Source organism: Bradyrhizobium sp. HKCCYLS20291, from assembly GCF_051167715.1.
Taxonomy (GTDB): domain Bacteria; phylum Pseudomonadota; class Alphaproteobacteria; order Rhizobiales; family Xanthobacteraceae; genus Bradyrhizobium.
In genome coordinates this window covers 134991-159680 of record NZ_JBNPTO010000015.1, presented here as the reverse complement: position 1 = coordinate 159680, position 24690 = coordinate 134991, and the positions used below count along the sequence as shown (strand labels likewise).

Here is a 24690-nt window from a genome sequence, read left to right as displayed (position 1 = left end):
TAGTCTCATGCGTTCCTGCGTTGACCGCGCAACGTCGGCAGTCCGATTCCGGCGGCATCGAAGCCGCCGTCCACGGCCAGCACCTGTCCGGTAATATAGCTCGATCGCTCGGAGCTGAGGAAGAAGATGGCTTCGGCCAGCTCCTCTTCGAGACCGTAGCGGTTGAGCGGAATGGCATCGTGATAGTCGGCGCGGATTTCCGGCGTGTGCACCGCCTTGGCCATCGCGGTCTCGACCGGGCCCGGCGCCACGGCATTGACGCGAATGCCGGCCGAGGCGAGCTCGACCGCAAGCTGCTTGGTGAGATGCGCCAGCGCCGCCTTGCTGGTGCCGTAGGCGGAGCGCAAGGTCGATGCGCGCACGGCCGAAATCGAGGTGATGTTGACGATCGCGCCGCCATGCTCGCGCATCAGCGGCACCGCCGCGCGCGTGCACAGGAACGGCCCCGTCAGATTGACGTCGAGGATGCGCTGCCAGTCGGTCTCGCTGGTCTCCATGATCGGCGCGAAGCGCGCAACGCCGGCATTGTTCACCAGCGCGTCGAGGCGGCCATACCGTCCATTGATGCGCTCCAGCGCATCGGCCACCATCGCGGCATCGGAGACGTCGCAATGCAAGGCGAGGGTCCGCTCCGGGCATTTGAGTGAGGTGGTCGCGTCGGCGAGCAGCTTCTGCTCGATGTCGAGAAGCGCCACGCGCCAGCCTTCGTGCAGAAATCGCCTGGCGGTCGCCAGCCCGATGCCGCGCGCCGCCCCGGTCACCAGGGCCACCTTTTCGCTCTGCGTCGTCGTCGGTGAGTCCGTCACGGCAATCGGCTCCTTCGGCCGGCGGCCCGGCTCTTTCTCATTGCGGTTCCTAACATGGGCGGTGCGGACAGGCTGTGAAGGCCGTCACAAACGGTGAGTGTGCGTTCAATCCGGACCGCGACATAACGCAGCGAAGTTCGCGCACCTTGTCAAACAGCCAGGGGTAGCAACAGGGGCATCGATTCGCGTTCTCGCGGCGCGAAGCGCCCGAGCTTTGCTCGATTCGTCTCCCTCACCGATCGGAGGGAGCAGGGAAGACCGGGAGCTTGCCGCCCCCATGGCCCCCGTGCGGGAAGAATGCACGGGGCAGGAACCACAGGTTCGGCTGAGACATCCCGGCCTTCCCTGCGCGATGGTCTGACGGCTTATACGCGCTCTCCCCGGGGACCGGCTGTCTTGCCCCCGTTTCGGCCCCAATGCGCACACGCACCGGACACGGCACCAGCTTCGGGATGCCAGGACCACACGATTTCGCCGTACGCGCCACGTTGTTCGTCTGCGTGTCCATTTCTGAGCATGATCTTGTCGGAAAGCTGTGGCGCAATACGCGTCGACAGCCTCCGGTTCCGAATCATGCTCCACGCACCAACATCGACGCGTCCACCGCATCCCACTCCCAACGTTCGTGACGACCGCGAAACGTCCCTCTCGATCGGGAACAGGACATGGTTAAGAGATCAAATTTTCTGTAAAAACGAAAGTGGAAAATTTTGACGGCAAGGACTGGACACGGGTGATCGACTTGAAAGTCTTCACGAAAAAAGCTTCTTGGCGCGGCGGGTCGATGTCGGCGCCGACGCGTCCAACAGGGCGTTTTCTGTAAAACATGATACGGCGAGCCCGTCGGCTGATTTGCCCGTCGGGTCGGATTTGGACGAATCCTGAACCGGTAGCGTAGAGTTCGAGAGCCTCGGTAGAATCGACATGGGCGGTCAGTTCATCAGCCAGCGAATCACCATTCTTTCCCAGAGCAACGGTAGCCGGAGGCTGCCGGGCGGGCTGCTGTGCGCGCATCGCACGCTGCTGCTGTCCTGCGTCCTTCTCGGCCTGACGGCGCACGGAGCGTTGTCGGCGGACGGCGCGGTCGCTGCGAAGCCCGCGGTGACAGAGCAGGCGCTGCCCCACGACGCTGCATCGCCGCCGCAGGCTCCGCCGTCCCAGCCCGCGCTGCAACCGGCACAGCCGCAGAAGCCGGAGCAGGAGACGGTCGGACGTCCGTCTGAAGCGCAGTCGTCGAGCACGAAAACCGTCATGCCGTCGACCGAGCCTGCGAAGCCGGCGACCGCCGAGCGCAAGACCGATTCGAACAAGACGGATTCGAAGACCTCGGGGCGCGACGCCAAGGATGCGAAGAGCGGCAGGAATCTATCCGTCCCGCAGCGAGCACTGCCGGCCGATGTGGCGCAGATGATCGGCCGCAAGATCTGGATCAACGAGGCCGGCGGCCGGCGCGACGCGATCACGTCGTGGAATGCCGGCGAGGAGTTCGCCTCGCTCGGCATCGGTCATTTCATCTGGTACCCGGTCACTGCGAAGCCGCCCTTCGAGGAGGGCTTTCCAGGGTTGATTGCGTTTCTGCGCAAGAGCAAGACGCCGGTCCCGGCGTGGCTCGACAAGTCATCGGTTCCGCCGTGCCCGTGGAACAGCCGGGCCGAGTTCAAGAAGAACTTCAATTCGCCGCAGATGCGCCAGTTGCGGCAATTTCTGCTCGACACGATCGCCCAGCAGACGCAGTTCCTGGTCGCCCGCGCGCAAGGCGCGATGGACAAGATCCTCGCCAACACGCCCGACAGTGCCGAGCGCGAGCACATCGTCGCGCAATATTCGCGCGTCGTGCGCGCCTCGGACGATCTCTATCCGCTGATCGATTACATCAACTTCAAGGGCGAGGGCACCAACCCGTCCGAGACGGCCGTGGACAAGGAGACCGGGCAGCGGCAGGGCTGGGGTCTCAAGCAGGTGCTGCTCAAGATGAACGGCACCACGACCGAGCCCAAGGCCGTGCTCGCGGAATATTCCGACGCGGTGCAGGGCGTGCTGCAGCAGCGGGTTCGCAATCTGCCGTCGAACCGCGTCTGGGAGGCCGGCTGGCTGCGCCGTGCCGAGACTTACCGCCGTCCGATCGCGCAATTGGAGCAGGCCCCGGAACGGGCGCCGCGCAAATCGTCGCGCTACAGGGCCGACAACACGCAGTTCTGATCGGCCCGGCGCCGCGTCCGATTACGCCTTGCTCGCAGCAGCCTTCCTCTCAGCGACCACCTTCTGATAGGCCGCCTGCAGCCGCTCGCCGACGCTCGGTCCCGCCTTCCTGCGCCGCTTGATGCCGAGATGGATCTCGCGCAGCTCGTCCATGAAGTCGGCCCACATCTTCGGTCCGCCTTCCGTCAGCAGCCGGGCGCGGATGCCGAGCTCGTCTGACACCGGCAGATATTTGTAACCCCAGCCGGCCATCTGCGCGAGGATCGGCAGCAGCTCGATGCCCTGCTCGGTCAGGGAATAGATGCCCTTCTGCTTGTGGCTCGGATCGTCCTCGCGGCTGATGATGCCGGCGGCGAGCAACGTCTTCAGCCGGTCCGCCAGGATGTTGGAAGAGATGCCCTCCTCGGAGCCGCCGAGCAGCTCGCGGTAGTGGCGGCGGTTGCCGAACATCATGTCACGGATAATCAGCAGGCTCCATTTGTCGCCGACCACTTCGAGCGTGAGGTTGATCGGGCAGCCGGAGCGCTGAAGTTCGGACATCGGAATCTCATCGGGCAATGTGCGATAAACTGCTTGCAATATTGCACCGGTCCCGGCATTCTCCAACTGCTTGCAAAATGAAAGCGGTTAGGGAGGCGTCGATGGACGGCTGTTCAAGCTGGGGCACGCATGAAGCTCAAGCTGATCGATAGCACGGCGCTGTCGAGCGGCGTCTTGATCGCGGCGCTAAGCGCCAGCGCGGCAGGCGTGAGCGCTCGATGGCGCGCCAACCTCTCCCCGCCCCTTTGCGGGGGCGCGACGAGCTGCGCTCGCGCTGAGAGGTCGGATTGCGTAGCAATCCGGGTGAGGGGCATGGCAGTGACGAAGCTCGGATCACGGTCCGTCGGACGGGCACAACTGGTCCGCAGTGATGGAAGAGATAGGGCGTACTTATCCTAGCAATCTCGTTCACCGCACAGAACCTGCACCGCCCGTGTGGCTGCCCCTCACCCCGACCCTCTCCCCGTAAGAAGGGGGAGAGGGAGCGCGCACCGTCTTAGTTGTACGAGCGGGGCGCAAGCGAAAGTGTTGTCACATCTACCAACCAGGAGCGCGCCATGTTCCTTACCCTCTACTATCACCCGCTGTCGTCGTTCTGCTGGAAGGTGCTGATCGCGCTGTATGAGAATAATGTCGCGTTCACGCCGAGGCTGGTCAATCTCGGTGATGCGGAGGAGCGCGCTGCGTTCCTGAAGCTGTGGCCGGTCGGAAAATTTCCGGTGCTGCGCGACGAGCAGAACGGGCGCACCATCCCGGAATCGAGCATCATCATCGAATATCTCGATCAGCATCATCCGGGCGCGACGCGCTTCATTCCCGAGGATCCCGACCGTGCGTTGCAGACGCGCCTGCGCGATCGCTTTCTCGATCTCTATGTGCACCTGCCGACGCAGACCATCGTGTTCGACCGGCTGCGCCCGGCCGATGCGCGCAATGCCGTTGCCGTGACCGAAGCGCGAAGCCGTCTGAGGTCATCCTATGCGATGCTCGAGGCCGAGTTGCCGCCGCAGGGCTGGGCCACCGGCGATCGCTTCACGCTGGCCGATTGCGCCGCCCTGCCGGCGTTGTTCTACGCCGACAAGGTCGAGCCGCTCGGTGCCGACCTGCCCGCAGTGACGGCCTATCTCGACCGTCTCAAGGCGCGGCCGAGCGTCGCACGGGTGCTCGCGGAGGCCGAGCCTTACTTCCATATGTTCCCGCAGGAGCCGGGTTGATCCGGGAACGGCAAAAAATAATCTCGAACCGTGTCGGTCGGCGCGGCCGCGGATCGTCTTTCTGAGGAGAGCAGGGCAGTCCTGCCGAGAGCATCAGGGAGAGCGACCATGCGGTTCATGGTGATCGTGAAGGCGACCAGGGACACGGAAGCCGGAATCCTGCCGACCACGGAGGAGTTCGCGGCGATGGGCCGCTTCAACGAGCAACTGATCGAAGCCGGCATGATGGAGGCGGGCGAAGGTCTGCATCCGACGGCCAAGGGCGCGCGCATCGCGTTCTCCGATGGAACTGCGCGCGTCGCACGCGGGCCCTTCGACTACACGAGCGATCTCGCCGCCGGCTTCTGGATGCTCAAGGCTGGTTCGCTCGATGAGGTGATCGCGTACATGCAGCGTGCTCCGTTCCCGAGCGGCGAGATCGAGATCCGCCAGGTCTATGCGGCGGAGGATTTCGGCGAAGCGTTCACGCCGCAACTGCGCGAGAAGGAAGAGCGGCAGCGCAGATTGTCTGCAAAGCGCTGAGTGCCCGGCGCGCGGATCAGGAGGAAATACGCCATGCGATTCATGATGCTGATGATCCCGCTCGGCTATGAGCGCGCGCCGCCCGACGTGCAGCTCGATCCCGAGCGCGTCGCGGCGATGATGCGCTACAACGAGGCGCTGAAGGATGCAGGCGTGCTGATCACGCTCGAAGGACTGCATCCGCCGTCGATGGGCGCGCGCGTCTCGTTCGCCGGCGGCAAGCCCGTCGTCACCGACGGACCGTTTGCCGAAGCCAAGGAGGTGCTCGGCGGCTACTGGATGATCGAGGTCGACTCCCGTGCCGAAGCGATTGTCTGGGCGAAGCAGTGTCCGGCCTCCGACAACGAGATCATCGAGATCCGTCAGGTCCAGGAGATGACGGATTTTTCAGAAGAGGTGCAACAGGCCGCGGCGGGCTTTTCCGAACTGCCGCATGCTGGCCGCGCCTGATGAGTCCATTCACAGCAGGAAGGGAAGTGCCATGAGCGACAACAGCAATACCTATCTCGCCGTCTTTCTCGGCAGCAGGACCAGTTCCGCCTGGAAAGCCTGGGAGGCGATGTCGGAGGACGAGCGCAATACCAAGGGGCAGCAAGGCATGGCCGCCTGGCACGCCTGGGTCGAAAAGCACAAGGACGCGATCGTTGCGATGGGCGGCCCGCTCGGCAAGACGAAGCGGGTCGACAAGGGTGGCGTCAACGACATCACCAACGAGATGGGCGCCTTCACGGTGGTCCGCGCCGCCTCGCACGAGGACGCCGCCAGGATGTTCGAGAATCATCCGCATTTTTCGATCTTCCCCGGCGAGCGCGTCGAGATCATGCCGGTGCTGCCGATCCCGGGAGGTTAGGGAGCACTGGTGAGAGGGGGCAAGACCAGCGCCTCCTCTCGGCGTAGAACCGCAAACCCGCGTCTCGCGGCAAGTCTGGTGCCGACCCTCTCCTGAAGGGGGAGGGTCGGCTCGGATCCGCGAAGCGGAGGCGAGCCGGGGTGGGGTGACAGACCCTCGGCGATCTCGACGCCGATGTTTAACCGGTCACCCTTGGCTACCACGGTCTGTGTATTTCATTCTGACCCCCGCTCGCCCGCTGCGCGGACGATCGACCCCCCCCTCAAGGGCAGGGGAATCGCATGTGAACCAGCCCTGTAAGGCATTGTGATCTGGTCAAAAATCGATTCTGAAGGTGGCTCCTGAGATGGAAGGAGCTGCCGATGGATCGATTCTCGGAATGCTTCGAAGACCTGCCCGACCCGCGCGCGGACAATGCGCTGCACGATCTGACCGAGCTTCTGTTCGTTGCGCTGATGGCGACGTTGTGCGGGGCCACCAGTTGTACCGACATGGCGCTGTTTGCGCGGTCGAAGGCCTATCTCTGGAAAGATGTGCTGGTGCTCAAGCATGGATTTCCGAGCCACGACACGTTCAGCCGTGTGTTCCGCATGCTCGACCCAAAGGCGTTCGAGACGGCATTCCGGCGCTTCATGGAAGCCTTCGCCGAAGGCGCGAAGATCGCACAGCCGCGGGGCGTGATCGCGCTGGATGGAAAGGCGCTCCGGCGTGGTTATGAGCGCGGCAAGAGCCACATGCCGCCGGTCATGGTCACGGCGTGGGCGGCGCAGACGCGCATGGCCCTGGCCAATGTTCTGGCGCCAGACAACAACGAAGTGGCCGGCGCTTTGCAATTGCTGCAACTCCTGCAGCTCAAGGGGTGCGTTGTGACAGCCGACGCGCTGCACTGCCATCGCGAGATGGCCAAGCAGATCGTGGCGCGAGGTGGCGACTACGTCCTGGCGGTGAAGGAGAACCAGCCCGCTCTGCTGGCCGACGCACGTGCGGCAATCGCCGCAGCGGCGCGCAAGGGCAGCAAAGCGGTTGCTACGACCGATGCAGCCCATGGCCGCAAGGAAAAGCGCAGTGCGCTCGTGGTGTCCGTCAAGGACATGGGGGCGAGGCATAACTTTCCAGGCCTCAAAGCCGTCGCGCGGATCAAGAGCAAGCGCGGCAAGGACAAAACCGTCGAGCGCTACTTTCTGATGAGTCAGAACTTCAGCCGCACGGAGGTTCTGCGCATCGTTCGTACCCATTGGAGCATCGAAAACGGCCTGCACTGGCCGCTCGACGTCGTTCTCGACGAGGATCTCGCCCGCAACCGCAAGGACAACGGTCCCGCTAACCTTGCCGTGCTCAGGCGCCTGGCCCTCAATGTCGCCAGAGCCCACCCCGATACGTCCACCTCGTTGCGTCTCAAGCTCAAGCGCGCCGGTTGGAGCGATGACTTCTTTTTCGAACTCCTCGCTCACGTGCGATAGCCCTGCCCTCAAGGGGAGGGTGGCACCTGAGTCCTGGGCCTTGAAGACTTGGCAATTGCGAACGCCTGAAAAGTTTCTGGCGTCCCTTCATGCGGCTCATGTAAAAGCCCTTCACATGAGCTGGCGTAAGGAAGAGCGCCGCGCCGAGCGCGGCTATCATCACGGCAACCTGAAGGAGGCGCTGCTGCAGGCGGCGCTCGACCTGATCGCGCAGAAGGGCGCCGCCGGCTTCACCTTCGCCGATGCCGCGCGGATGGCCGGCGTCAGCCCGGCTGCTCCGTACCGCCACTTCCGCGATCGCGACGAATTGCTGTCCAGCATCGCCCAGCGCGGCTTCGAGCAGTTCGAGGCCCAGCTGTCGGCAGCCTGGGATGACGGTCGCCCCGACACCGTCACGGCGTTCGAGCGGGTCGGCAAGGCCTACCTTGCCTTCGCGCGTTCGGAGCCCGCGTTCTATTCGGCGATGTTCGAATCCGGCGTGGCGGCGGATTCCACACCCGGACTTATGGCTGCTGGGGAGCGCGCGTTCGGCGTGATCCGTGCCGCTGCCGAGCGGCTGGCGGCGCTGGCACCGGCCGGCGTGCCGCGGCCGCCGGCGATGATGATGGCGCTGCACATCTGGTCGATGGCGCATGGCATCGCCTCGCTGTTCGCCCGCGGCGACGCCGCCCGGCGCAAGCTGCCGATGTCGCCGGAGGAACTTCTGGAAGCCGAGGTGCTGATCTATCTCCGCGGGCTCGGCTTCCCGACCGATCGCCGGCCTGCCGCGTCCGCGGCCGCCGAGCCGCCGCCGTTGCCGGATGACGAAAAGCCGGCCGGGCCCTGGGGCCGGCCGAAATAGGTTCAAAGCCAACCCAAAAATAAAATCGAGCGGCGCGTCAGGTGGCCGCCTTGACAAAATGCCGGCTTGGTCTAGCTATGTAAATGTTATTTACATTCACACGGCATGGCGCCGCGAATGGAGAGGGAGATGGCCTACACCGCAGATGTCAATCGTTGGCGCGGTTCGGAGGAGGAGCAGAGGTACCGGCCCCACATGATGGAGTCGCCCTGGCACCCCGGCTGGATCGCCGTGACCGTGCTCGGCTTCATCATCTGGTGGCCGATCGGACTTGCCCTTCTCTTTTTCACACTCGGGAGCAGAAAGATGTCGTGCTGGAACGGCGGTGACCGCTGGTCGAACAAGATGGAGCGGATGCAGTGGAAGATGGACCGCATGCGCGACAGGATGGAGCGCCGCGGCTTCAACTTCGGCTTCTCGCAGCCGGCGACGAGCGGTAACCGCGCCTTCGACGAATACCGCATGGAGACGCTGCGCCGCCTCGAGGAAGAGCAGCAGGAGTTCCGCGACTTCCTGACCCGGCTGCGTCACGCCAAGGACAAGGAAGAGTTCGACGCCTTCATGGCCCAGCACAAGCCGCGTCCGACGCCGCCGACCGACCAGCCGCAGAGCTGATCGCCTGCCGATCCCTTGGCCTCGGGGCTTTCAGCCCCCGCCCTGACGGTCGAGGACGGTCGCAAGATCGGTTCAGAGACGCCCGCCCGCGGTTCCCCCGCGCCGGCGGGCGTTTCCGTGTCTGGCACCCGCCGCCCTGCGGCGGCTCGCCGCTGCCCGTCCGGCCACCGCACGCGCAAGAGTCTGATCACAAAGGCTCTATCTCGTTCGCCGGGCTCACCCTTTGACCTCCGTATCTTCCCGCGGTAACCCCGCCTTAACCCCGGAGGGGGTTTGGTTAAGGGGCGCTTACGGGCGCCGAGAGCCCTTGTTTTGACACGTTGGCAGAGGAAGCAGGCCGCTTGTGGCTTCGGCGGGCCTCTTAAAGCGATCAGTTCAGGGTTTCTCGCGTAGGCGTTTTCGCCGCGATGGCGTCCGTTGTGGAACGGCGGATGCATGGGTTCGGATACCCGGGACGGTTGGTTGAGAGGATTCTGCGGATGGACGGCGACTTCTCCCTGATTGCGCTGTTTTGGCAGGCGCATTGGGTCGTGAAGGGTGTGATGCTCGGCCTCATCGCGTGCTCGGTCTGGGTCTGGGCGATCGCGATCGACAAGCTGTTTCTGTACTCGCGGACGCGCCGCTCGATGGACCGCTTCGAGCAGGCGTTCTGGTCCGGCGAGTCGATCGAGGAGCTGTATCGCGCGCTGTCGGCCAAGCCCACGCAATCGATGGCGGCCTGTTTCGTCGCGGCGATGCGCGAGTGGAAGCGCTCCTTCGAGGGCCACGCGCGTTCGTTTGCCGGACTGCAGATGCGGATCGAGAAGGTGATGAACGTGTCGATCGCGCGCGAGGTCGAGCGGCTGGAGCGCCGCCTCCTGGTGCTCGCCACCGTCGGCTCCGCCGGCCCGTTCGTCGGCCTGTTCGGCACCGTCTGGGGCATCATGTCGAGCTTCCAGTCGATCGCGGCGTCGAAGAATACCTCGCTGGCGGTGGTGGCGCCGGGCATCGCGGAAGCGCTGTTCGCCACCGCGATCGGCCTGATCGCGGCCATTCCGGCGACGATTTTCTACAACAAGTTCACCTCCGAGGTGAACCGGCAGGCGCAGCGGCTCGAGGGCTTCGCCGACGAATTTTCCGCCATCCTGTCCCGTCAGATCGACGAGCGGGGATGAGCGCAGCTATAGTGGCGCCCCGAAGGTGAGTACCAGACGATGGGCATGAGCACGGGAAGCGCGTCCGGCGGCAGTGGTCGCCGCGGTCGGCGCAGGGCACCGGTGATGGCGGAGATCAACGTCACGCCGATGGTCGACGTCATGCTGGTGCTGCTGATCATCTTCATGGTCGCAGCGCCCCTGCTCACCGTGAACATCCAGGTCGACCTGCCGCAGGCGCAGGGCGGCTCCGCCTCGACCGCCGATTCCAAGCCGCCGCTCGAGCTCACCGTGAAGAAGACCGGCGGCGGCTGCGCCTCCAAGGTCGACATCTATCTTGGCGAGACGCCGATCGCGATCAACGAGCTCGGGCCGAAGATCAAGGCGATGAAGGAGGCGGGCGCCGGCGGCGGCGACAACGTCGTCAAGATCCGCGGCGACCGCGATGCCTGCTACGCCGACATGATGAAGGTGCTGGGGCTCGCGCGCGACGCCGGCTATCGCGCCAGCATCGTCGTGCTGCCGGAACAGGGCTCATGACGTTCTCCGACCTCACCCAGTTCGTCCGGACGCGCAAGGGCACGGTTCTGTCCGTGGTGCTGCACGTCCTCGTGCTGGGCTGGGGTCTGTTCAGCTTCTCCGCCCGCTCCATGGTGGTCCCGGCCGAGGACCTGGTCCCGGTCGACGTGATCTCCGAGGACAACACCTCGAAGGCCAAGGCCGGCGCGCTCATCGGGAAGAAGGAATCGCCGAAGCTGCTGGCCGACCGGATCGGCGAGAAGAAACCGACCGAGGACATCGTCGGCAGGGTCGACACCAAGCAGGTCACCGAGACCGATGCTGCGCCGGATCCGCAGCCCAAGCCGGAGAAGCCGGTCGAGAAGAAGCCCGATCCGCCGAAGCCCGTCGAGAAGCAGCCGGACACGCCGAAGCCGGTGGCCGAGAAGAAGCCTGATCCGCCCAAGCCCGCGCCGGCCGAAAAGCCGAAGCCGGAAGAGAAGAAGCCGGACGCGTTCAATCCGGATCAGATCGCCAATCTGCTCAAAAAGGACAAGCCGAAGCCGCAACAGACCGCCGCGGCCACGCCGGAGCCGCCGAAGCACAAGAGCGAACGCAAATACGATGTCGAGAAGATTGCGGCCGCGATCAACCAGAAGGATCCGACGCGGCAGGCGGTGACCGGTGACGAGATGAATGCGAATGCGGCGCTGGGATCGGTGCGCGGGACCTCCGAGGCCAACGTCGCCAGTTGGCAGAATGCCTTCCAAGAGGCGGTCAGCCGCTGCTTCAATCCGCCTTACAACGGCGTGGACGAGGACAAGATCGAGGTCGATATCGACATCCTGCTGCGCCCCGACGGGTCGCTCGCCGGAGTGCCCAACGCCGTGGCCATGCGCGGACCGACGCGGTCGGTCAATCTGGCGATGGCGGAAAGCGCAAAGCGGGCGGTCGAGAATTGCGCGCCTTATTCGTTCCTGCCGAAGAACCGGTACAGCGAGTGGAAGCTGATACCGACCACGTTCAATCTCAAAATGATGAATTCCATAAGAGGCCGAACTTGACGACACCTCCGACGCGGAACACCGGACAGATCACGCGACGCCAGGCCCTGCTGGCGGGCGGGACCGCCATGGCTGCGTTGGGCCTCGGCCCCGCCTGGGCGCAGCAGCAGGGCCGGATCCCAATCATCCCGAGCGGCGAGTTCAAACCGTTCCCGATCGCGATCCCGCCCTTTGTTCCGGGCGGTGCCGGCGACGTCGATGTCAGCAACGGCATTTCTCAGGTCATCACCAACAACCTCAAGCGCAGTGGATTGTTTGCGCCGATCGATCCGGCCGCCTTTCCCGAACGCATCAGTAATTTCGACGCGCCGCCGCAATTTGCCAGCTGGAAGCCGCTCGACTTGCGAGGCCTGGTGACGGGCCGCGCGACGCGCCAGCCGGACGGAAGATTGAAGGCCGAGTTTCGGCTGTGGGACCCGAGCTCGGGCCAGCAACTGACCGGCCAACAATATGTCACCGCCCCGGAATATTGGCGGCGGATCGCCCATATCATCTCCGACCAGATCTACACGCAGATGACCGGCGAGAAGGGCTACTTCGACAGCCGCGTCGTGTTCGTCGACGAGAGCGGGCCGTCGGAGCGGCGCGTCAAGCGGCTGGCGCTGATGGACCAGGACGGCGCCAATGTCCGCTATCTCACCCGCGGCGCCGATCTCGTGCTGACGCCGCGGTTCTCGCCGTCGAGCCAGGAAATCACCTACATGGAGTTCGGGCAGGGCGACCCGAAGGTCTATCTGTTCAACATCGAGACCGGCCAGCGCGAGATCGTCGGCAACTTCCCCGGCATGTCGTTCTCGCCGCGCTTCTCGCCGGACGGCCAGCGCATCATCCTGAGCCTGCAGCAGGGCGGCAATTCCAACCTGTTCGTGATGGATCTGCGCTCGCGCTCGACCACGCGCCTCACCGACACGCCGGCGATCGACACCTCGCCGTGCTACTCGCCGGACGGCAGCCAGATCTGCTTCGAGAGCGATCGCGGCGGCAAGCCGCAGATCTACGTGATGCCGGCCAATGGCGGCAACGCGCAGCGCATCTCGTTCGGCGAGGGTAGCTACTCGACGCCGGTGTGGTCGCCGCGCGGCGACTACATCGCCTTCACCAAGCAGGGCGGCGGCCAGTTCGCCATCGGCATCATGAAGACCGACGGCTCGGGCGAGCGCATCCTCACGTCAGGCTTCCACAATGAGGGCCCGACGTTCTCGCCGAACGGCCGCGTCATCATGTTCTTCCGCGATCCCGGCGGGACCCAAGGTCCGTCGCTCTACTCGATCGACGTGTCCGGCCGCAACGAGCTCAAGGTGCCAACGCCTGGCTACGCCTCCGACCCGGCCTGGTCGCCGCTGTTGTCCTGACCGACTGCGGCCCGCGGGCCGCAGCCGCTCACGCCCTGGTGGCGCGATTTGTTCGGTCGCGTCATGCGTGTTGTCGAAAAAATTGGAACCGCTCGTTGCAACAAATAGGTAGGGTTTGCCTAGTTTGCTGAATTTTCATTGGAATTTGGCTGCTTCGCGCCTGCGGCAACGGTCCGCTAACGATGTTCCCTCAGAAAGACTTCACCTGCGAACGGTAATAGTACGCACCGAACAGGACGCGTGCCACGAATGCAGGTCATCAAGCAGAGCGATGAAATCGACTACAGGTTGCAGTCGTCAATCAATGCTGCCCTGGTAGATTCGCTATTCCAGAATCCACAATCGCTCGCCGCCGGGGCCGCGCTCGTCGCGATGGCGGCCACGCTCACGGCGATGAAGACCGGGCTGCCCGCGTTGTGGGCCTGCGTCGCTCTGCTGGTGCTGAGCGGGGCGTGGCGAGCGCTCGACATGTACTGGTACCGCGTCGGCCGTGCGCATGCGACGGCGTCGCAGGCCGAGCGCTGGGAGATGCGATACCAGATCGGCGCGATCGTCTATGCCGCGGCACTCGGAGCCTGGTGCGCGATCAGTCTGCTGTTTTCCTCGGATGCCGTCGTGCACATGATTTCGATCGTGGTCACCGTCGGCTACATCGCGGGCGGCGTCGGCCGGACGTTCGGACGGCCGTGGATCTATCATCTGCAGATTGCGCTGTCGTTTGGGATCACCTCGATTGCGCTGATCTTCCACGGCACGGTCTACTACATCGGCCTGTCCTTCGTGGCCGCCGGCTTCCTGTTTGCGCTGCGCGAGATCACCAACAATCTGCAGCAGATCTTCGTCGATGCGTTGACCGCCCGCGACCGCGAGGCGGCACTCGCCAATCAGTTCGACACCGCCCTGAACAACATGCCGCATGGACTGTGCATGTTCCGCCCGGGCGGCCGTCTTGCGGTGATGAACCACCGCTTCGGCGAGATGATGGGACTTCCGGACGATCTGCTGCGCCACGGCGGCGCGGCGGCCGACATCATCAATGCCTGCGTGCTCTCGGGGGCGATCTCGGCCTCGAGCGGCCGGCTGATCCTGTCGGAGATCCAGAACACCAAGACCCACAACATCATCACGAGCGATCCCGACGTCGTGCGCGATCGGTCGCTGTCATGGACCTTCCAGCCGATGGCCGACGGCGGCGCCGTGGTCCTGCTCGAGGACATCACCGAGCGGCAGAATGCCGAGGCCCGGATCTCGCATCTCGCCCGTTACGACGAGCTCACGACACTGCCGAACCGCGTCAGCTTCCGCGACGAGATCGAGCGCCTGTTGAAGATTCCGCAGCGTCACGGCGAGTTGTCGGCGCTGCTGTTCGTCGATCTCGATCGCTTCAAGCAGGTGAACGATACGCTCGGCCACCCCTGCGGCGACCAACTGCTCTGCGCCGTCTCCGAACGGCTCCGCGACATGCTGCGGCCGGAAGATTTCGTGGCGCGCTTCGGCGGCGACGAGTTCGTCGTGTTCCAGCGCAACATCCGCTCCAACGACGACGCCGCCGTGCTGGCGCGACGCATCGTCGACCAGCTGAGCGAGCGCTACAAGGTCGACAATCATCTGGTCGAGATCGGCGCCAGCGTCGGCATCGCCATGACCGCGCCGGGAATCAGCGCCGACACGCTGCTGAAAAACGCCGACATGGCGCTGTATCGCGCCAAGGCGGAGGGACGCGGCACGTTCTGCTTCTTCCGCGACGAGCTTGCCCAGACCGTCGAGGCCCGGCGCATCCTCGAGCTCGACCTGCGCAAGGCGCTGGCGAACGAGGAGTTCGAGCTGTTCTATCAGCCGCTGGTCAATCTGAAGTCGGGCAAGATCTCGACCTGCGAGGCGTTGCTGCGCTGGAATCATCCGGTTCGCGGCACCGTCTCTCCGGTCGACATCATCCCGGTCGCCGAGGACATGGGCCTGATCGTGGATCTCGGCCGCTGGATCCTGCGCAAGGCCTGCCTGGAATGCATGAAGTGGCCGGACGCGGTGAGCGTCGCCGTGAACTTCTCGCCCCAGCAGTTCCATCAGCGCGACGTCCTCAGCGAGGTCCGCTATGCGCTCGAGGTCTCCGGCCTGCCGCCGCACCGTCTCGAGATCGAGATCACCGAGTCCTCGTTGCTGCGCAACACCCAGCTGACGCATGACGTGCTGTCGCAGCTCCATATGCTCGGCGTGCGGATCTCGCTCGACGATTTCGGCACCGGCTATTCGAGCTTGAGCTATCTGCACAACTTCCCGCTGGAGAAGGTGAAGATCGATCGCTCCTTCCTCGAGGGCATCGACAGTGATCGCCCGCTGACCCTGCTGAGGGGTGTGGCCCGGCTGTCCGCCGATCTCGGCATGTCCGTCGTGGTCGAGGGCATCGAAACCAACGAGCAGCTCGAGCTGGTCAGCGCCGATGGCACGGTCACCGAGGCCCAGGGCTATCTGTTCAGCCGTCCCGTTCCAGCCTTGCGGATTCGCCAGCTCCTGAACGCTTCGCACGGGCGGCGTATGGGTGAAGAGGTGCTCATGACCAGCGACGGGATCCGCTCCATCGCCTGACGGCGCACCCTGTTGGTACAATCGCAAATTGCGTCACACACGCAAGGAGATTTCGTATCCCAGGTGATTTTGCCTTAATATGCTACAGAAGTGAACCGAAACGGCTTTCGCCTCGCCCATCCAGCTCCGGTAAACCACGGGAATAGCGTCGCTATTCGAGTCGCTGTTAACTTTATACCACCGAATGTTTTGCGCCGCATTTTACGAGCTGTTAAGCTTGAGCAAGCTCGTAAAAGTTGCGTAACGTGAGGTTTCTCTAATGGGTGCTGCGACAGCGGCGAAAAGCGCGGCCAGCATGCGGGGTTTGGACCTGCTGGACCACGTGGACTACCGACTGGCTCAGACGGCGCAGGAACGGGACGAGATCTATCATTTGCGCTACCGGGCCTATCTTCGCGAGGGCGCCGTTCATGCCTCTGCGGACGAGCGCGTCTTCGATGAATATGACGAGCTTCCGAGCACCTGGATCTTCGGCGTTCATGTCGACGGCCAATTGTGCAGTTCGATCCGGATCAACATCGCCACGCCGACCTGGCGCAAGTCACCGTCGGTCGACGTATTCGGCGACATCATGCATCCCAAGCTCGACCAGGGCCTGGTGTTCGTGGATTCCACGCGCTTCGTGGCCGATCCGGACAAGGCTAGAACCTGGACGGCATTGCCCTACGTCACCGTGCGTCTCGGCTCGATGGCCGGCGTGCATTTCGATGCTGATTATGGACTCGCGATGGTGCGGCCTGAGCATCAGGCGTTCTATCATCGCGTCTTCCTGCATGAGACGTGGGGCCCGCCGCGCCTGTTCCCCGGACTGGTCAAGCCGGTCGGCCTGATGGCCTCGCATCTGCCGACGGTTCGTGAACGGGTTCTGGCGCGCTATCCGTTCCTTCATTCCACCATGTTCGAGCGTCGCATGTTGTTCGACCGGCCGTCGCCCGACGCCTTCTCTGATTCGTTCAGGATTCATCCGGTCGCCAGCGTCGGCTGACCAAAACGGCCGGCCACCAGCCTTCCGGCCGGTGCGGTCCCCGTCGACGCGTGGCTTTTGCGCCAAAACCAGCGGAAAAGCGCCGCCATGCGGGCGCGGCAACACTTGCCTTCACCCTGGCGCCACATTTACAACCCATTAACCATCGCGGTCGCTTTTTCGGGTTTCGTTAGCATTTGACGGGGTTCGGCAACACCCCATCAAGGTTGACGGAACGTTCGCTTAACCATCGCCCTGTAGACCGGATGGCAGTTGAGAACGTGAGCGTGGAGGCTCCGGGAATGAAATATCAGATGCGTATCCTCCAGGGATTGAAGTTGGCCGCCGTGCTCGCCGTCGCGCTGTCGATGGGCGCCTGCGCCAACAAGAATCTCACCGGGGCCGATGGTGCGATGGCCAGCGCTGCGACTCCAGGCAGCCAGCAGGACTTCGTCGTCAACGTCGGAGACCGCGTGTTCTTCGAGAGCGATCAGACCGATCTCACGCCGCAGGCGATCGCGACGCTGGAGAAGCAGGCGCAGTGGCTGCAGACCTATCCGCGCTACAGCTTCACCGTCGAGGGCCACGCCGACGAGCGCGGCACCCGCGAGTACAACATTGCCCTCGGCGCGCGCCGTGCGCAGTCGGTGCGCAACTTCCTGGCCTCGCGCGGCATCGACCAGGGCCGCATGCGCACGATCTCCTACGGCAAGGAGCGTCCGGTGGCGGTGTGCAACGACATCTCGTGCTGGTCGCAGAACCGCCGTGCGGTGACGGTGCTGAACGCCAGTTCATAAATCTGAACGGATAGCTGTTCATGAAGCCGGCGTCGGTGATCGACGCCGGCTTCATCTTTTCGTCTTCGCTTGAACGTCATTTGTCGCTAATCGGATTCTGACGTACAGCCTTCGCCCGCAGGGCTCGTTTTCACCGTTCGTCGATCCGGTCGTCAGGACAGCATGTCTTTGTCATTTCTCCCCAGGAGCGCCGCCGCGATTGTCGCAGCGCTCGTCGTCTTCTCGTGTCAGGCCTTGTCGTCGCGGGCGCTCGCCCAGACCGACGATGATCCGGAGATCCGGATCCAGCGGCTGGAAAACCAGCTTCGGCAGCTCACCGGCCAGAACGAAGAGCTGCAATATCGCAACCGGCAGCTCGAGGAGCGGCTGCGTCAGTTGCAGCAGAACGGAGCGCAGACCGCGGCCCCCGCAGCCCCGCCGGCCGCGGCGGCGCCATCGCCGCAGACCGCTCCGGCCTATGGGCAACCGGGCCAGCCGGCATACGGTCAGCCGCAATACGGTCAGCAGCAGCAGCCTTATCCGCAGCAGCAGGCCTATCCGCAACAGCCGCCAACCTACGCGCAACCGCAGGCCGCGCCGGCCGCCCCGATCGCGCTGGATCCGCCGGCGGCAGGGCAGGGCACCCGCCGCCGCGGTGATGCGTTCGATCCGAACCAGAATCCGAGTGCGCCCGGCGCACCGCAGGCGCTCGGTGGCGGGCAGCTGCCGATGCAGCCCGGTGGCCAGCCGGTGGCCCGGCCCGGTGCGGGTGCCCGCGTCGACCAGGCGCCGCCGGCCGCTGCGGCGGCCGCAGGACTCGACACCGCGCCGCCGACGCAGACGCCGCGCGACGAGTACGATCTCGGCATCGGCTACATGCAGCGCCGCGACTATGCGCTTGCCGAGCAGACGATGCGGAACTTCACGCAGAAATATCCGAACGATCCGATGATCGGCGACGCGAAGTACTGGCTCGGCGAGAGCTTCTATCAACGCCAGCAATATCGCGAGGCGGCCGAAGTGTTCCTGGCGGTGACGACCAAGCACGAGAAGTCGTCGAAAGCGCCGGACGCGCTGCTGCGCCTCGGCCAGTCGCTCGCCGCCTTGAAGGAGAAGGAAGCCGCCTGTGCGGCATTCGGCGAGATCTCGCGCAAATATCCGCGTGCGTCAGCTGGCGTGAAGACGACAGTCGACCGCGAGCAGAAGCGGGTGAAGTGCTGAGCGGGCGGTTCGCATAGGGCTCTCGCGCGCGATCGGCAACGCCGCTAGTCTTACGCGCCATGTCCAACGGCCGATCCGAAGACGAACTGCCGATTTCCGTCGGCGAAGCGGAGCGCCTGTTCGCGCCGCTCGCCGGCAGCAGTGCGCTCGTGCTCGCGGTGTCCGGCGGCCCGGACTCGATGGCCCTGATGTGGATGGCCGCCCGCTGGCGCAGCGCCTTGAGCGACGGGCCGCGCCTGCTCGCCGTGACGGTCGATCACGGCCTGCGCCGCGAGGCGCGGCGCGAGGCGCAGATGGTCAAGGATGTCGCGCGCCAGATCGGTCTCGCTCATCGGACATTGCGCTGGAGCGGCGACAAGCCTGAGACCGGAATCCCCGAAGCGGCACGCCTGGCGCGCTACCGGCTGCTGGCCGGCGCGGCGCATCGGGCCGGCGCCAGCCATGTGGTGACCGCGCATACCCGCGATGATCAGGCCGAGACTGTCTTGATGAGGCTGTTGCGCGGCAGCGGCATCGTCGGTCTCGCGGCCATGGCGCCGGTCAGCCACCGTCACGGGCTGCTGCTCGCACGCCCGTTGCTCGACATCCCGAAGGTGAGGCTGGTCGCCACGCTGCAATCCGCCGGCCTGCCTTGCGCTGATGATCCGACCAATCGTGATCACGCCTTCACCCGGCCACGGCTGCGCGCGCTGCTGCCGGCGCTGGCGGCCGAGGGCGGCGACGCGCGCACTTTGGTGACGCTGGCCGCTCGGCTGCGGCGGGCCAACGCAGCCATCGAGCTGATGGCGGATGGCGCCGAGCAGTATCTCGCGCAGCGGTCCGCCGCCGAGGAAACGGGGCATGCAGAAGCGGGGCAGATGTTCCAACCGCGCGCCTTTGCCGCACTCCCTGCGGAACTCCGGCTGCGGCTGTTGATGCGCGCCATTGATCGTGTCGGCACCGAAGGGCCGGTGGAACTCGGCAAGGCCGAAGCCCTGCTCGATCGGCTGGACCGGATTCTTGCGGGGACCGCGGATGGTGGTACAGCTGTGCCGGGCAGGTTAAAACAGACCCTTGCCGGTGCACTGGTAAGCCTGACGAAGGGCTCGCTCCGCATCACGGCCGCGCCGCCCCGGCGATCGCGCGGCAGATGATGCGGCCGACACCCCTTCGCGGAGCCTTAACCACCTGCATCGGCGATGCTTTCGGTAGCCATTTTTTGAGCGGGAATCAGGCTATGATGCGATAAATAGTCCTGTCTGGTTCCCTTGGCATTGCTGCGAGTGGTACCTAGATTACGAGATGGTCGACCGGGGGCTTCCCTCGTGGCTACCTAGGGATGAGTCCGAGGACAGACGGCCGCGATCCGCGCGACCACGAAGGAAAATCGATGAACGCCAATCTGCGCAATTTCGCCCTTTGGGTCATTATTGTCCTGTTGCTATTGGCGCTGTTCACGCTCTTCCAGAATCCTGGCCAACGCGCCTCGTCCCAAGACATCACGTTCTCGCAGCTGCTGAGCGATGTCGATGCGGGCAACGTGCGCGACGTCGTGATCCAGGGGCCGGAGATCCACGGCACCTTCAAGAACGGGTCCTCATTCCAGACCTACGCGCCGAGCGATCCGAACCTCGTGAAGCGGCTCTACGACGCCAAGGTGTCGATCACCGCCAAGCCGCCCGGCGACAACGTGCCGTGGTTCGTCTCGCTGCTGGTGTCCTGGCTCCCGTTCATCGCACTGATCGGCGTCTGGATCTTTCTGTCACGCCAGATGCAGGGCGGCGCCGGCAAGGCGATGGGCTTCGGCAAGTCGCGGGCGAAGATGCTGACGGAAGCGCATGGCCGCGTCACCTTCGAAGACGTCGCCGGCGTCGACGAGGCCAAGCAGGACCTGCAGGAGATCGTCGAATTCCTGCGTGACCCCGGCAAATTCCAGCGGCTCGGTGGCCGCATTCCGCGCGGTGTGCTGCTGGTCGGACCTCCCGGCACCGGCAAGACGCTGATTGCGCGCGCCGTCGCCGGCGAAGCCAACGTGCCGTTCTTCACCATCTCCGGCTCGGACTTCGTCGAAATGTTCGTCGGCGTCGGCGCCAGCCGCGTCCGCGACATGTTCGAGCAGGCCAAGAAGAACGCGCCCTGCATCATCTTCATCGACGAAATCGACGCCGTCGGCCGTCATCGTGGCGCCGGTCTCGGCGGCGGCAATGACGAGCGCGAGCAGACCCTCAACCAGCTGCTGGTCGAGATGGACGGCTTCGAGGCCAATGAGGGCGTGATCCTGATCGCCGCCACCAACCGTCCCGACGTGCTCGATCCGGCCCTGATGCGTCCCGGCCGCTTCGATCGTCAGGTTGTCGTGTCCAATCCGGACATCATGGGCCGCGAGCAGATCCTCAAGGTCCACGTCCGCAAGGTGCCGCTGGCGCCGGACGTCAACCTCAAGACCATCGCCCGCGGTACGCCCGGCTTCTCCGGCGCCGACCTGATGAACCTCGTCAACGAGGCCGCGCTGACCGCCGCTCGCCGCAATAAGCGGATGGTGACGCAGGCCGAGTTCGAGGAGGCCAAGGACAAGGTGCTGATGGGCGCCGAGCGCCGCTCGATGGTCATGACCGAGGAAGAGAAGATGCTGACCGCCTATCATGAGGCGGGCCATGCGATCGTCGGCCTCAATGTCCCGAGCCACGACCCGATCCACAAGGCGACCATCATTCCGCGCGGCCGCGCGCTCGGCATGGTGCAATCGCTGCCCGAGGCCGACCGTCACTCGCACACCCGCGAATGGTGCGTGTCGAAGCTCGCGATGATGTTCGGCGGCCGCGAGGCCGAGGTGCAGAAGTTCGGCGCCGAGAAGGTCACCAACGGCGCCACCGGCGACATCCAGCAGGCCACCAACCTCGCCCGCGCGATGGTGATGGAATGGGGCATGTCGGACAAGCTCGGCCGCGTCCGCTACCAGAGCAATGAGCAGGAGGTGTTCCTGGGGCATTCGGTGGCGCGTTCGACCAACATCTCGGACGACACCGCGCGCCTCATCGACTCGGAAATCCGCGGCCTGATCGAGGCCGGCGAACTCGAGGCGCGCCGCATCATCACCGAGAAGCACGACGACTGGGAGGCGATTGCCCAGGCGCTGCTCGAATACGAGACGCTGACCGGCGAGGAGATTCTCGACCTGCTCAAGGGCAAGAAGCCGAATCGCGAATCGGCGATCGAGCCCTCGACGCCGCGCGCATCGGCCGTGCCGCCCGCCGGCAAGCCGCGTCCGCGGCCCGATCCGGATCCCGGCCTGGAGCCGCAGCCCCAGGCGTAAGGCCGATCATGTCAGCGGGGCGCGCGACGTGCCCCGCGACACAGGACATCAAGAGATTGAGACGACAGGCCCGGTTCGCAACCGGGCTTTTCGTTGTCTGCAACCCATTGTCGTTGTTAACGAATACCTAAGGGCTGGGTATTCGGATGATGATGATTTTGCGTACGGCACGCCGTCCGGCGTGCAGGTTTTTGCTGTTGTCTTGCGTCGGTTTGGCCGTATTTGGCGGCCGTGATGCTGCCGCGCAGGGCGTTTTCGATACCGCTGCAGCGGGTCCTTTCACGTCGAGCTATTTTGGCGAGGCGACCCACGCGACCGGCAGCAGCTGCTTCGGCTCCTACATTTACGGCACGGGGGTGAGCGCGTCGGGGCTCGCGGTCGGCAGTGCCGGCAAGATCTGTGAGACGCCCTATCTGCGCGTCAGCGCGATCGAGGTGCCGATCGTCTGGACGCCCAACACCGCGAGCGGCGGGCTGGACTCGGGCGCCTTCACCGAACTCGCTCTGCCCACGGCGCGGCTCAGCAATTTCGTCAGCGGCGCGGCCACTGGCGTCGACGCGGCCGGAAGGACCGTCGTCGGCGTTGTGCTCGGCGCCGATGGCAGCCAAGCCAACTACGACATCTACCCCTACATCTGGCAGGCCACCACCGCCGGCGCGTTCGCCGGCGTGACGCCGACGCAGCTGCCGCTGCACGGCGCCGACACCGATGGCGCCGCCTACGGCATCAGCCCGGCCGCGACCTATGCCACCGGATGGAGCGGCAACCTGCAATTCGGTTCGAGCTGGCCGCACGACATCCTGACCGGCACCAGCACGATGCAGGCCGCGATCTGGAATCTCTCCACCAATTCGGTGCAGCTGCTCGGCGCGACGCCCGATCCGGTCAACGCCCCTGCTAGCGCGGGCAAGGCGGTGGCCGACAACGGCACGGTCGTCGGCTGGTACGGGCTGTTTCCGCGCGGTGCCTTCACCAACGACATCAACCTCGCGCGCGGCTCGGGCCTGTTGCTGTCGGACACCAGCGGATTCGGCGACTACACGACGATCTGGCAGCCTAAGCCGTTCGTCTGGACGCTCGCATCCGGCACGATGACCCAGCTCGGCATGACGCCGCTGAACAACAGCTCGACGACCTACACCTATGGCGAGGCGCGGGCGCTCAACGCGGGCACGAGCAGTGTTGCCACCGCGAGCGTCGCTGTCGGTTGGCTCGGCAACACGGCCAGCAATTTCGAGGCGGTGCGCTGGAGCACGACCGACAATTGGGCGACGCATTCGACCCTGCAACTCGCCACGGTCACGCCGACCGATGCCGACAATCTCGGCCGCATCGGCACGGTCGCCAATGCGGTCGATGCCTCCGGCAACAACGTAGTGGGCCGCGTCGAATACGCCTGCACGGCGAGCAGCAGCGGATCGTGCTCGCAGGCGGTCTACTGGTCGGTCTCCGCCGACGGCCAGTCATCGTCGGACGCCACGCTGGCCTCGATCCTGGCGAGCCTCGGCGTCGGCACGAGCAACGTGACGCTGACCGACGCGACCGGGATCGTGGTGTCCACGAGCAATTCGTCGTCGCAAGTCCTGATCCTCGGCAACGGCACGCGCAACGATGCTGACAGCACGCGGGACCTGTTCCTGATCAAGCTCGATCGGGTCTCGTCGACACCGACCTCCGGCGGCATCACCAGCGTGCGCGAGCAGCAGGGCTCGCTCGCAAGCCTGGGCGTCATCGCCAACCAGGGCGTGACCGCGACCGATGCGGCGATGGGCGCGCTGGCGACTGCTGCGGACCATTATCGTTGTGCCAAGACGGCAGGCGGCGAGGCGGCGCAATGGTGCGGCTTCGCCTATGGGCTGGTGGCTGGCAACGCGAGCTACGGCAGCAGCGGCACCGAGCTGTCGGGCACCTTCGGCCTGGCCCGTGCGCTTGCGCCGTCGACTTCGATCGGCCTGTCGGTCGGCGTCGCCGGGCTGCGCAACGGGCTCGGCTACGGCGGCCGCTTCGATGCGCCGGGCGCGACCTTCGGCGCCTACCTCGCGCATCGCCCGGACAGCGGATTTCAGTTCCTGGCGATGGCAGTGGCCTCGCTCTATCCCGAGCTGACGCTGACCCGCGGCTATCTGAACGGCACCGCGCTGACGGGCTCGCAGGGCACCACCCATGCCAATTCGGCCGGCGCGATGGCGCGGGTCGGCTGGGCGCTGCCGGTGCCGGGAGGCAAGGCGACGGTGACGCCGTTCGCGCAGTTGTCCTACGTCAACGCGCGCGTCGGCGGCTTCGTCGAAAGCGGCGGACCGTTTCCGGCGATGATCTCGGCGTTCAACGCGTCGGCGACTACGCTGCGCGTCGGCACGCAGCTGCGCGGCACGCTGACGACGCGGATCACCGCATTCGGCGGGCTCGCCTGGGCCAGCAATCTCGGCAACGATGCGCCTGTCGTGCGAGGCTCGCTGCTGGCGGCCGATTGCACCGGCGCCGCGCCGCTCACGGCGTTCTGCGGCCTGTCCGGATCGGGGCCGCGCCTGAGCCGGAGCTGGGTCGAGGGCCAAGCCGGCCTCCGCTTCGAGCTTGCGCCAGGCTCTGCGGCGATGATCAGCGCCAATGCCGCAAGCCAGAACACGCTCACCTATGGCCTTCAGCTCGGCTACAGCCGCGCCTTCTGAGCGCGGCGGAGGCTGCGCTTAAGCCTTCTTCAAGCGTCGGCGCCTATGTCTCGACGAGGTGCGCGCCTTGTCCGGGGCGCCGGGCGAGGGTGCC

Annotated in this window: 21 protein-coding genes; 19 read left to right on the top strand and 2 right to left on the bottom strand. The window is 65.2% G+C overall.

Annotation, left to right across the window (positions count from 1 at the left end; genetic code table 11):
* Nucleotides 1-5: 5 nt before the first annotated feature.
* The gene (locus ACQR07_RS27945; RefSeq protein ID WP_434865741.1) at nt 6-806 is read right to left on the bottom strand and encodes an SDR family NAD(P)-dependent oxidoreductase; all 801 of its coding nucleotides are present in this window, start codon (nt 804-806) and stop codon (nt 6-8) included.
* A 924-nt stretch (nt 807-1730) separates the two neighbouring features.
* Here ACQR07_RS27945 and ACQR07_RS27940 point away from each other — a divergent pair.
* On the top strand, nt 1731-3005 hold the full coding sequence (locus ACQR07_RS27940) for a hypothetical protein (protein WP_434905305.1): 1275 nt from the start codon (nt 1731-1733) through the stop codon (nt 3003-3005).
* Between the two features lie 21 nt (nt 3006-3026).
* Here the strand turns inward: ACQR07_RS27940 and ACQR07_RS27935 are convergent, their stop codons facing one another.
* The gene (locus ACQR07_RS27935; RefSeq protein ID WP_434905304.1) at nt 3027-3545 is read right to left on the bottom strand and encodes a winged helix-turn-helix transcriptional regulator; all 519 of its coding nucleotides are present in this window, start codon (nt 3543-3545) and stop codon (nt 3027-3029) included.
* Between the two features lie 557 nt (nt 3546-4102).
* Here ACQR07_RS27935 and ACQR07_RS27930 point away from each other — a divergent pair.
* From ACQR07_RS27930 to ACQR07_RS27845, 18 genes are all read left to right on the top strand, one after another.
* Nucleotides 4103-4759: a glutathione S-transferase family protein gene (locus ACQR07_RS27930; RefSeq protein ID WP_434905303.1), complete on the top strand. Its 657-nt coding sequence runs from the start codon at nt 4103-4105 to the stop codon at nt 4757-4759.
* A 108-nt stretch (nt 4760-4867) separates the two neighbouring features.
* The gene (locus ACQR07_RS27925) at nt 4868-5281 is read left to right on the top strand and encodes a YciI family protein (protein WP_434905302.1); all 414 of its coding nucleotides are present in this window, start codon (nt 4868-4870) and stop codon (nt 5279-5281) included.
* A gap of 33 nt (nt 5282-5314) precedes the next feature.
* Nucleotides 5315-5731 (top strand): YciI family protein, encoded by a 417-nt coding sequence (locus tag ACQR07_RS27920; protein WP_434905301.1) that lies wholly within the window; start codon nt 5315-5317, stop codon nt 5729-5731.
* Nucleotides 5732-5762: 31 nt separating this feature from the next.
* On the top strand, nt 5763-6131 hold the full coding sequence (locus tag ACQR07_RS27915) for a hypothetical protein (protein ID WP_434905300.1): 369 nt from the start codon (nt 5763-5765) through the stop codon (nt 6129-6131).
* A gap of 362 nt (nt 6132-6493) precedes the next feature.
* The gene (locus ACQR07_RS27910; RefSeq protein WP_434902783.1) at nt 6494-7591 is read left to right on the top strand and encodes an ISAs1 family transposase; all 1098 of its coding nucleotides are present in this window, start codon (nt 6494-6496) and stop codon (nt 7589-7591) included.
* A 115-nt stretch (nt 7592-7706) separates the two neighbouring features.
* Nucleotides 7707-8432, top strand: coding sequence for a TetR/AcrR family transcriptional regulator (locus ACQR07_RS27905; RefSeq protein WP_434905299.1), 726 nt, complete (start codon nt 7707-7709; stop codon nt 8430-8432).
* A gap of 129 nt (nt 8433-8561) precedes the next feature.
* Nucleotides 8562-9047: a DUF2852 domain-containing protein gene (locus ACQR07_RS27900; RefSeq protein ID WP_434905298.1), complete on the top strand. Its 486-nt coding sequence runs from the start codon at nt 8562-8564 to the stop codon at nt 9045-9047.
* Between the two features lie 479 nt (nt 9048-9526).
* On the top strand, nt 9527-10201 hold the full coding sequence (gene tolQ / locus ACQR07_RS27895) for a protein TolQ (protein ID WP_434865751.1): 675 nt from the start codon (nt 9527-9529) through the stop codon (nt 10199-10201).
* A 39-nt stretch (nt 10202-10240) separates the two neighbouring features.
* Nucleotides 10241-10720, top strand: coding sequence for an ExbD/TolR family protein (locus ACQR07_RS27890; RefSeq protein WP_434905297.1), 480 nt, complete (start codon nt 10241-10243; stop codon nt 10718-10720).
* Complete coding sequence (locus ACQR07_RS27885; RefSeq protein ID WP_434905296.1) at nt 10717-11742, top strand: protein TolA; 1026 nt, start codon at nt 10717-10719, stop codon at nt 11740-11742. The genes ACQR07_RS27890 and ACQR07_RS27885 overlap by 4 nt, the downstream gene beginning before the upstream one ends.
* 68 nt (nt 11743-11810) lie before the next feature.
* Complete coding sequence (gene tolB, locus ACQR07_RS27880) at nt 11811-13094, top strand: Tol-Pal system beta propeller repeat protein TolB (protein WP_434905337.1); 1284 nt, start codon at nt 11811-11813, stop codon at nt 13092-13094.
* A 249-nt stretch (nt 13095-13343) separates the two neighbouring features.
* Entirely contained in the window at nt 13344-15677 is a 2334-nt protein-coding gene (locus ACQR07_RS27875) for a putative bifunctional diguanylate cyclase/phosphodiesterase (protein WP_434905295.1), read from the top strand.
* Between the two features lie 259 nt (nt 15678-15936).
* Nucleotides 15937-16662, top strand: coding sequence for an N-acyl amino acid synthase FeeM domain-containing protein (locus ACQR07_RS27870; RefSeq protein ID WP_434905294.1), 726 nt, complete (start codon nt 15937-15939; stop codon nt 16660-16662).
* A gap of 281 nt (nt 16663-16943) precedes the next feature.
* Nucleotides 16944-17438: a peptidoglycan-associated lipoprotein Pal gene (gene pal / locus ACQR07_RS27865; protein ID WP_434865757.1), complete on the top strand. Its 495-nt coding sequence runs from the start codon at nt 16944-16946 to the stop codon at nt 17436-17438.
* Between the two features lie 162 nt (nt 17439-17600).
* Nucleotides 17601-18638, top strand: a complete 1038-nt coding sequence (gene ybgF, locus ACQR07_RS27860; RefSeq protein WP_434905293.1) for a tol-pal system protein YbgF — start codon at nt 17601-17603, stop codon at nt 18636-18638.
* Between the two features lie 59 nt (nt 18639-18697).
* Nucleotides 18698-19771: a tRNA lysidine(34) synthetase TilS gene (gene tilS, locus ACQR07_RS27855; RefSeq protein ID WP_434905292.1), complete on the top strand. Its 1074-nt coding sequence runs from the start codon at nt 18698-18700 to the stop codon at nt 19769-19771.
* A 236-nt stretch (nt 19772-20007) separates the two neighbouring features.
* Nucleotides 20008-21930 (top strand): ATP-dependent zinc metalloprotease FtsH, encoded by a 1923-nt coding sequence (gene ftsH / locus ACQR07_RS27850; RefSeq protein ID WP_434905291.1) that lies wholly within the window; start codon nt 20008-20010, stop codon nt 21928-21930.
* Between the two features lie 197 nt (nt 21931-22127).
* Nucleotides 22128-24596 (top strand): autotransporter domain-containing protein, encoded by a 2469-nt coding sequence (locus ACQR07_RS27845; RefSeq protein WP_434905290.1) that lies wholly within the window; start codon nt 22128-22130, stop codon nt 24594-24596.
* Nucleotides 24597-24690: the final 94 nt, after the last annotated feature.

What these genes read in the sequence shown, in the direction of transcription:
- ACQR07_RS27940 (WP_434905305.1), top strand. Translation starts at nt 1,731, where the DNA reads ATGGGCGGTCAGTTCATCAGCCAGCGAATCACCATTCTTTCCCAGAGC.
- ACQR07_RS27935 (WP_434905304.1), bottom strand. Translation starts at nt 3,545, where the DNA reads ATGTCCGAACTTCAGCGCTCCGGCTGCCCGATCAACCTCACGCTCGAA.
- ACQR07_RS27930 (WP_434905303.1), top strand. Translation starts at nt 4,103, where the DNA reads ATGTTCCTTACCCTCTACTATCACCCGCTGTCGTCGTTCTGCTGGAAG.
- ACQR07_RS27925 (WP_434905302.1), top strand. Translation starts at nt 4,868, where the DNA reads ATGCGGTTCATGGTGATCGTGAAGGCGACCAGGGACACGGAAGCCGGA.
- ACQR07_RS27920 (WP_434905301.1), top strand. Translation starts at nt 5,315, where the DNA reads ATGCGATTCATGATGCTGATGATCCCGCTCGGCTATGAGCGCGCGCCG.
- ACQR07_RS27915 (WP_434905300.1), top strand. Translation starts at nt 5,763, where the DNA reads ATGAGCGACAACAGCAATACCTATCTCGCCGTCTTTCTCGGCAGCAGG.
- ACQR07_RS27910 (WP_434902783.1), top strand. Translation starts at nt 6,494, where the DNA reads ATGGATCGATTCTCGGAATGCTTCGAAGACCTGCCCGACCCGCGCGCG.
- ACQR07_RS27905 (WP_434905299.1), top strand. Translation starts at nt 7,707, where the DNA reads ATGAGCTGGCGTAAGGAAGAGCGCCGCGCCGAGCGCGGCTATCATCAC.
- ACQR07_RS27900 (WP_434905298.1), top strand. Translation starts at nt 8,562, where the DNA reads ATGGCCTACACCGCAGATGTCAATCGTTGGCGCGGTTCGGAGGAGGAG.
- tolQ (WP_434865751.1), top strand. Translation starts at nt 9,527, where the DNA reads ATGGACGGCGACTTCTCCCTGATTGCGCTGTTTTGGCAGGCGCATTGG.
- ACQR07_RS27890 (WP_434905297.1), top strand. Translation starts at nt 10,241, where the DNA reads ATGGGCATGAGCACGGGAAGCGCGTCCGGCGGCAGTGGTCGCCGCGGT.
- ACQR07_RS27885 (WP_434905296.1), top strand. Translation starts at nt 10,717, where the DNA reads ATGACGTTCTCCGACCTCACCCAGTTCGTCCGGACGCGCAAGGGCACG.
- tolB (WP_434905337.1), top strand. Translation starts at nt 11,811, where the DNA reads ATGGCTGCGTTGGGCCTCGGCCCCGCCTGGGCGCAGCAGCAGGGCCGG.
- ACQR07_RS27875 (WP_434905295.1), top strand. Translation starts at nt 13,344, where the DNA reads ATGCAGGTCATCAAGCAGAGCGATGAAATCGACTACAGGTTGCAGTCG.
- ACQR07_RS27870 (WP_434905294.1), top strand. Translation starts at nt 15,937, where the DNA reads ATGGGTGCTGCGACAGCGGCGAAAAGCGCGGCCAGCATGCGGGGTTTG.
- pal (WP_434865757.1), top strand. Translation starts at nt 16,944, where the DNA reads ATGAAATATCAGATGCGTATCCTCCAGGGATTGAAGTTGGCCGCCGTG.
- ybgF (WP_434905293.1), top strand. Translation starts at nt 17,601, where the DNA reads ATGTCTTTGTCATTTCTCCCCAGGAGCGCCGCCGCGATTGTCGCAGCG.
- tilS (WP_434905292.1), top strand. Translation starts at nt 18,698, where the DNA reads ATGTCCAACGGCCGATCCGAAGACGAACTGCCGATTTCCGTCGGCGAA.
- ftsH (WP_434905291.1), top strand. Translation starts at nt 20,008, where the DNA reads ATGAACGCCAATCTGCGCAATTTCGCCCTTTGGGTCATTATTGTCCTG.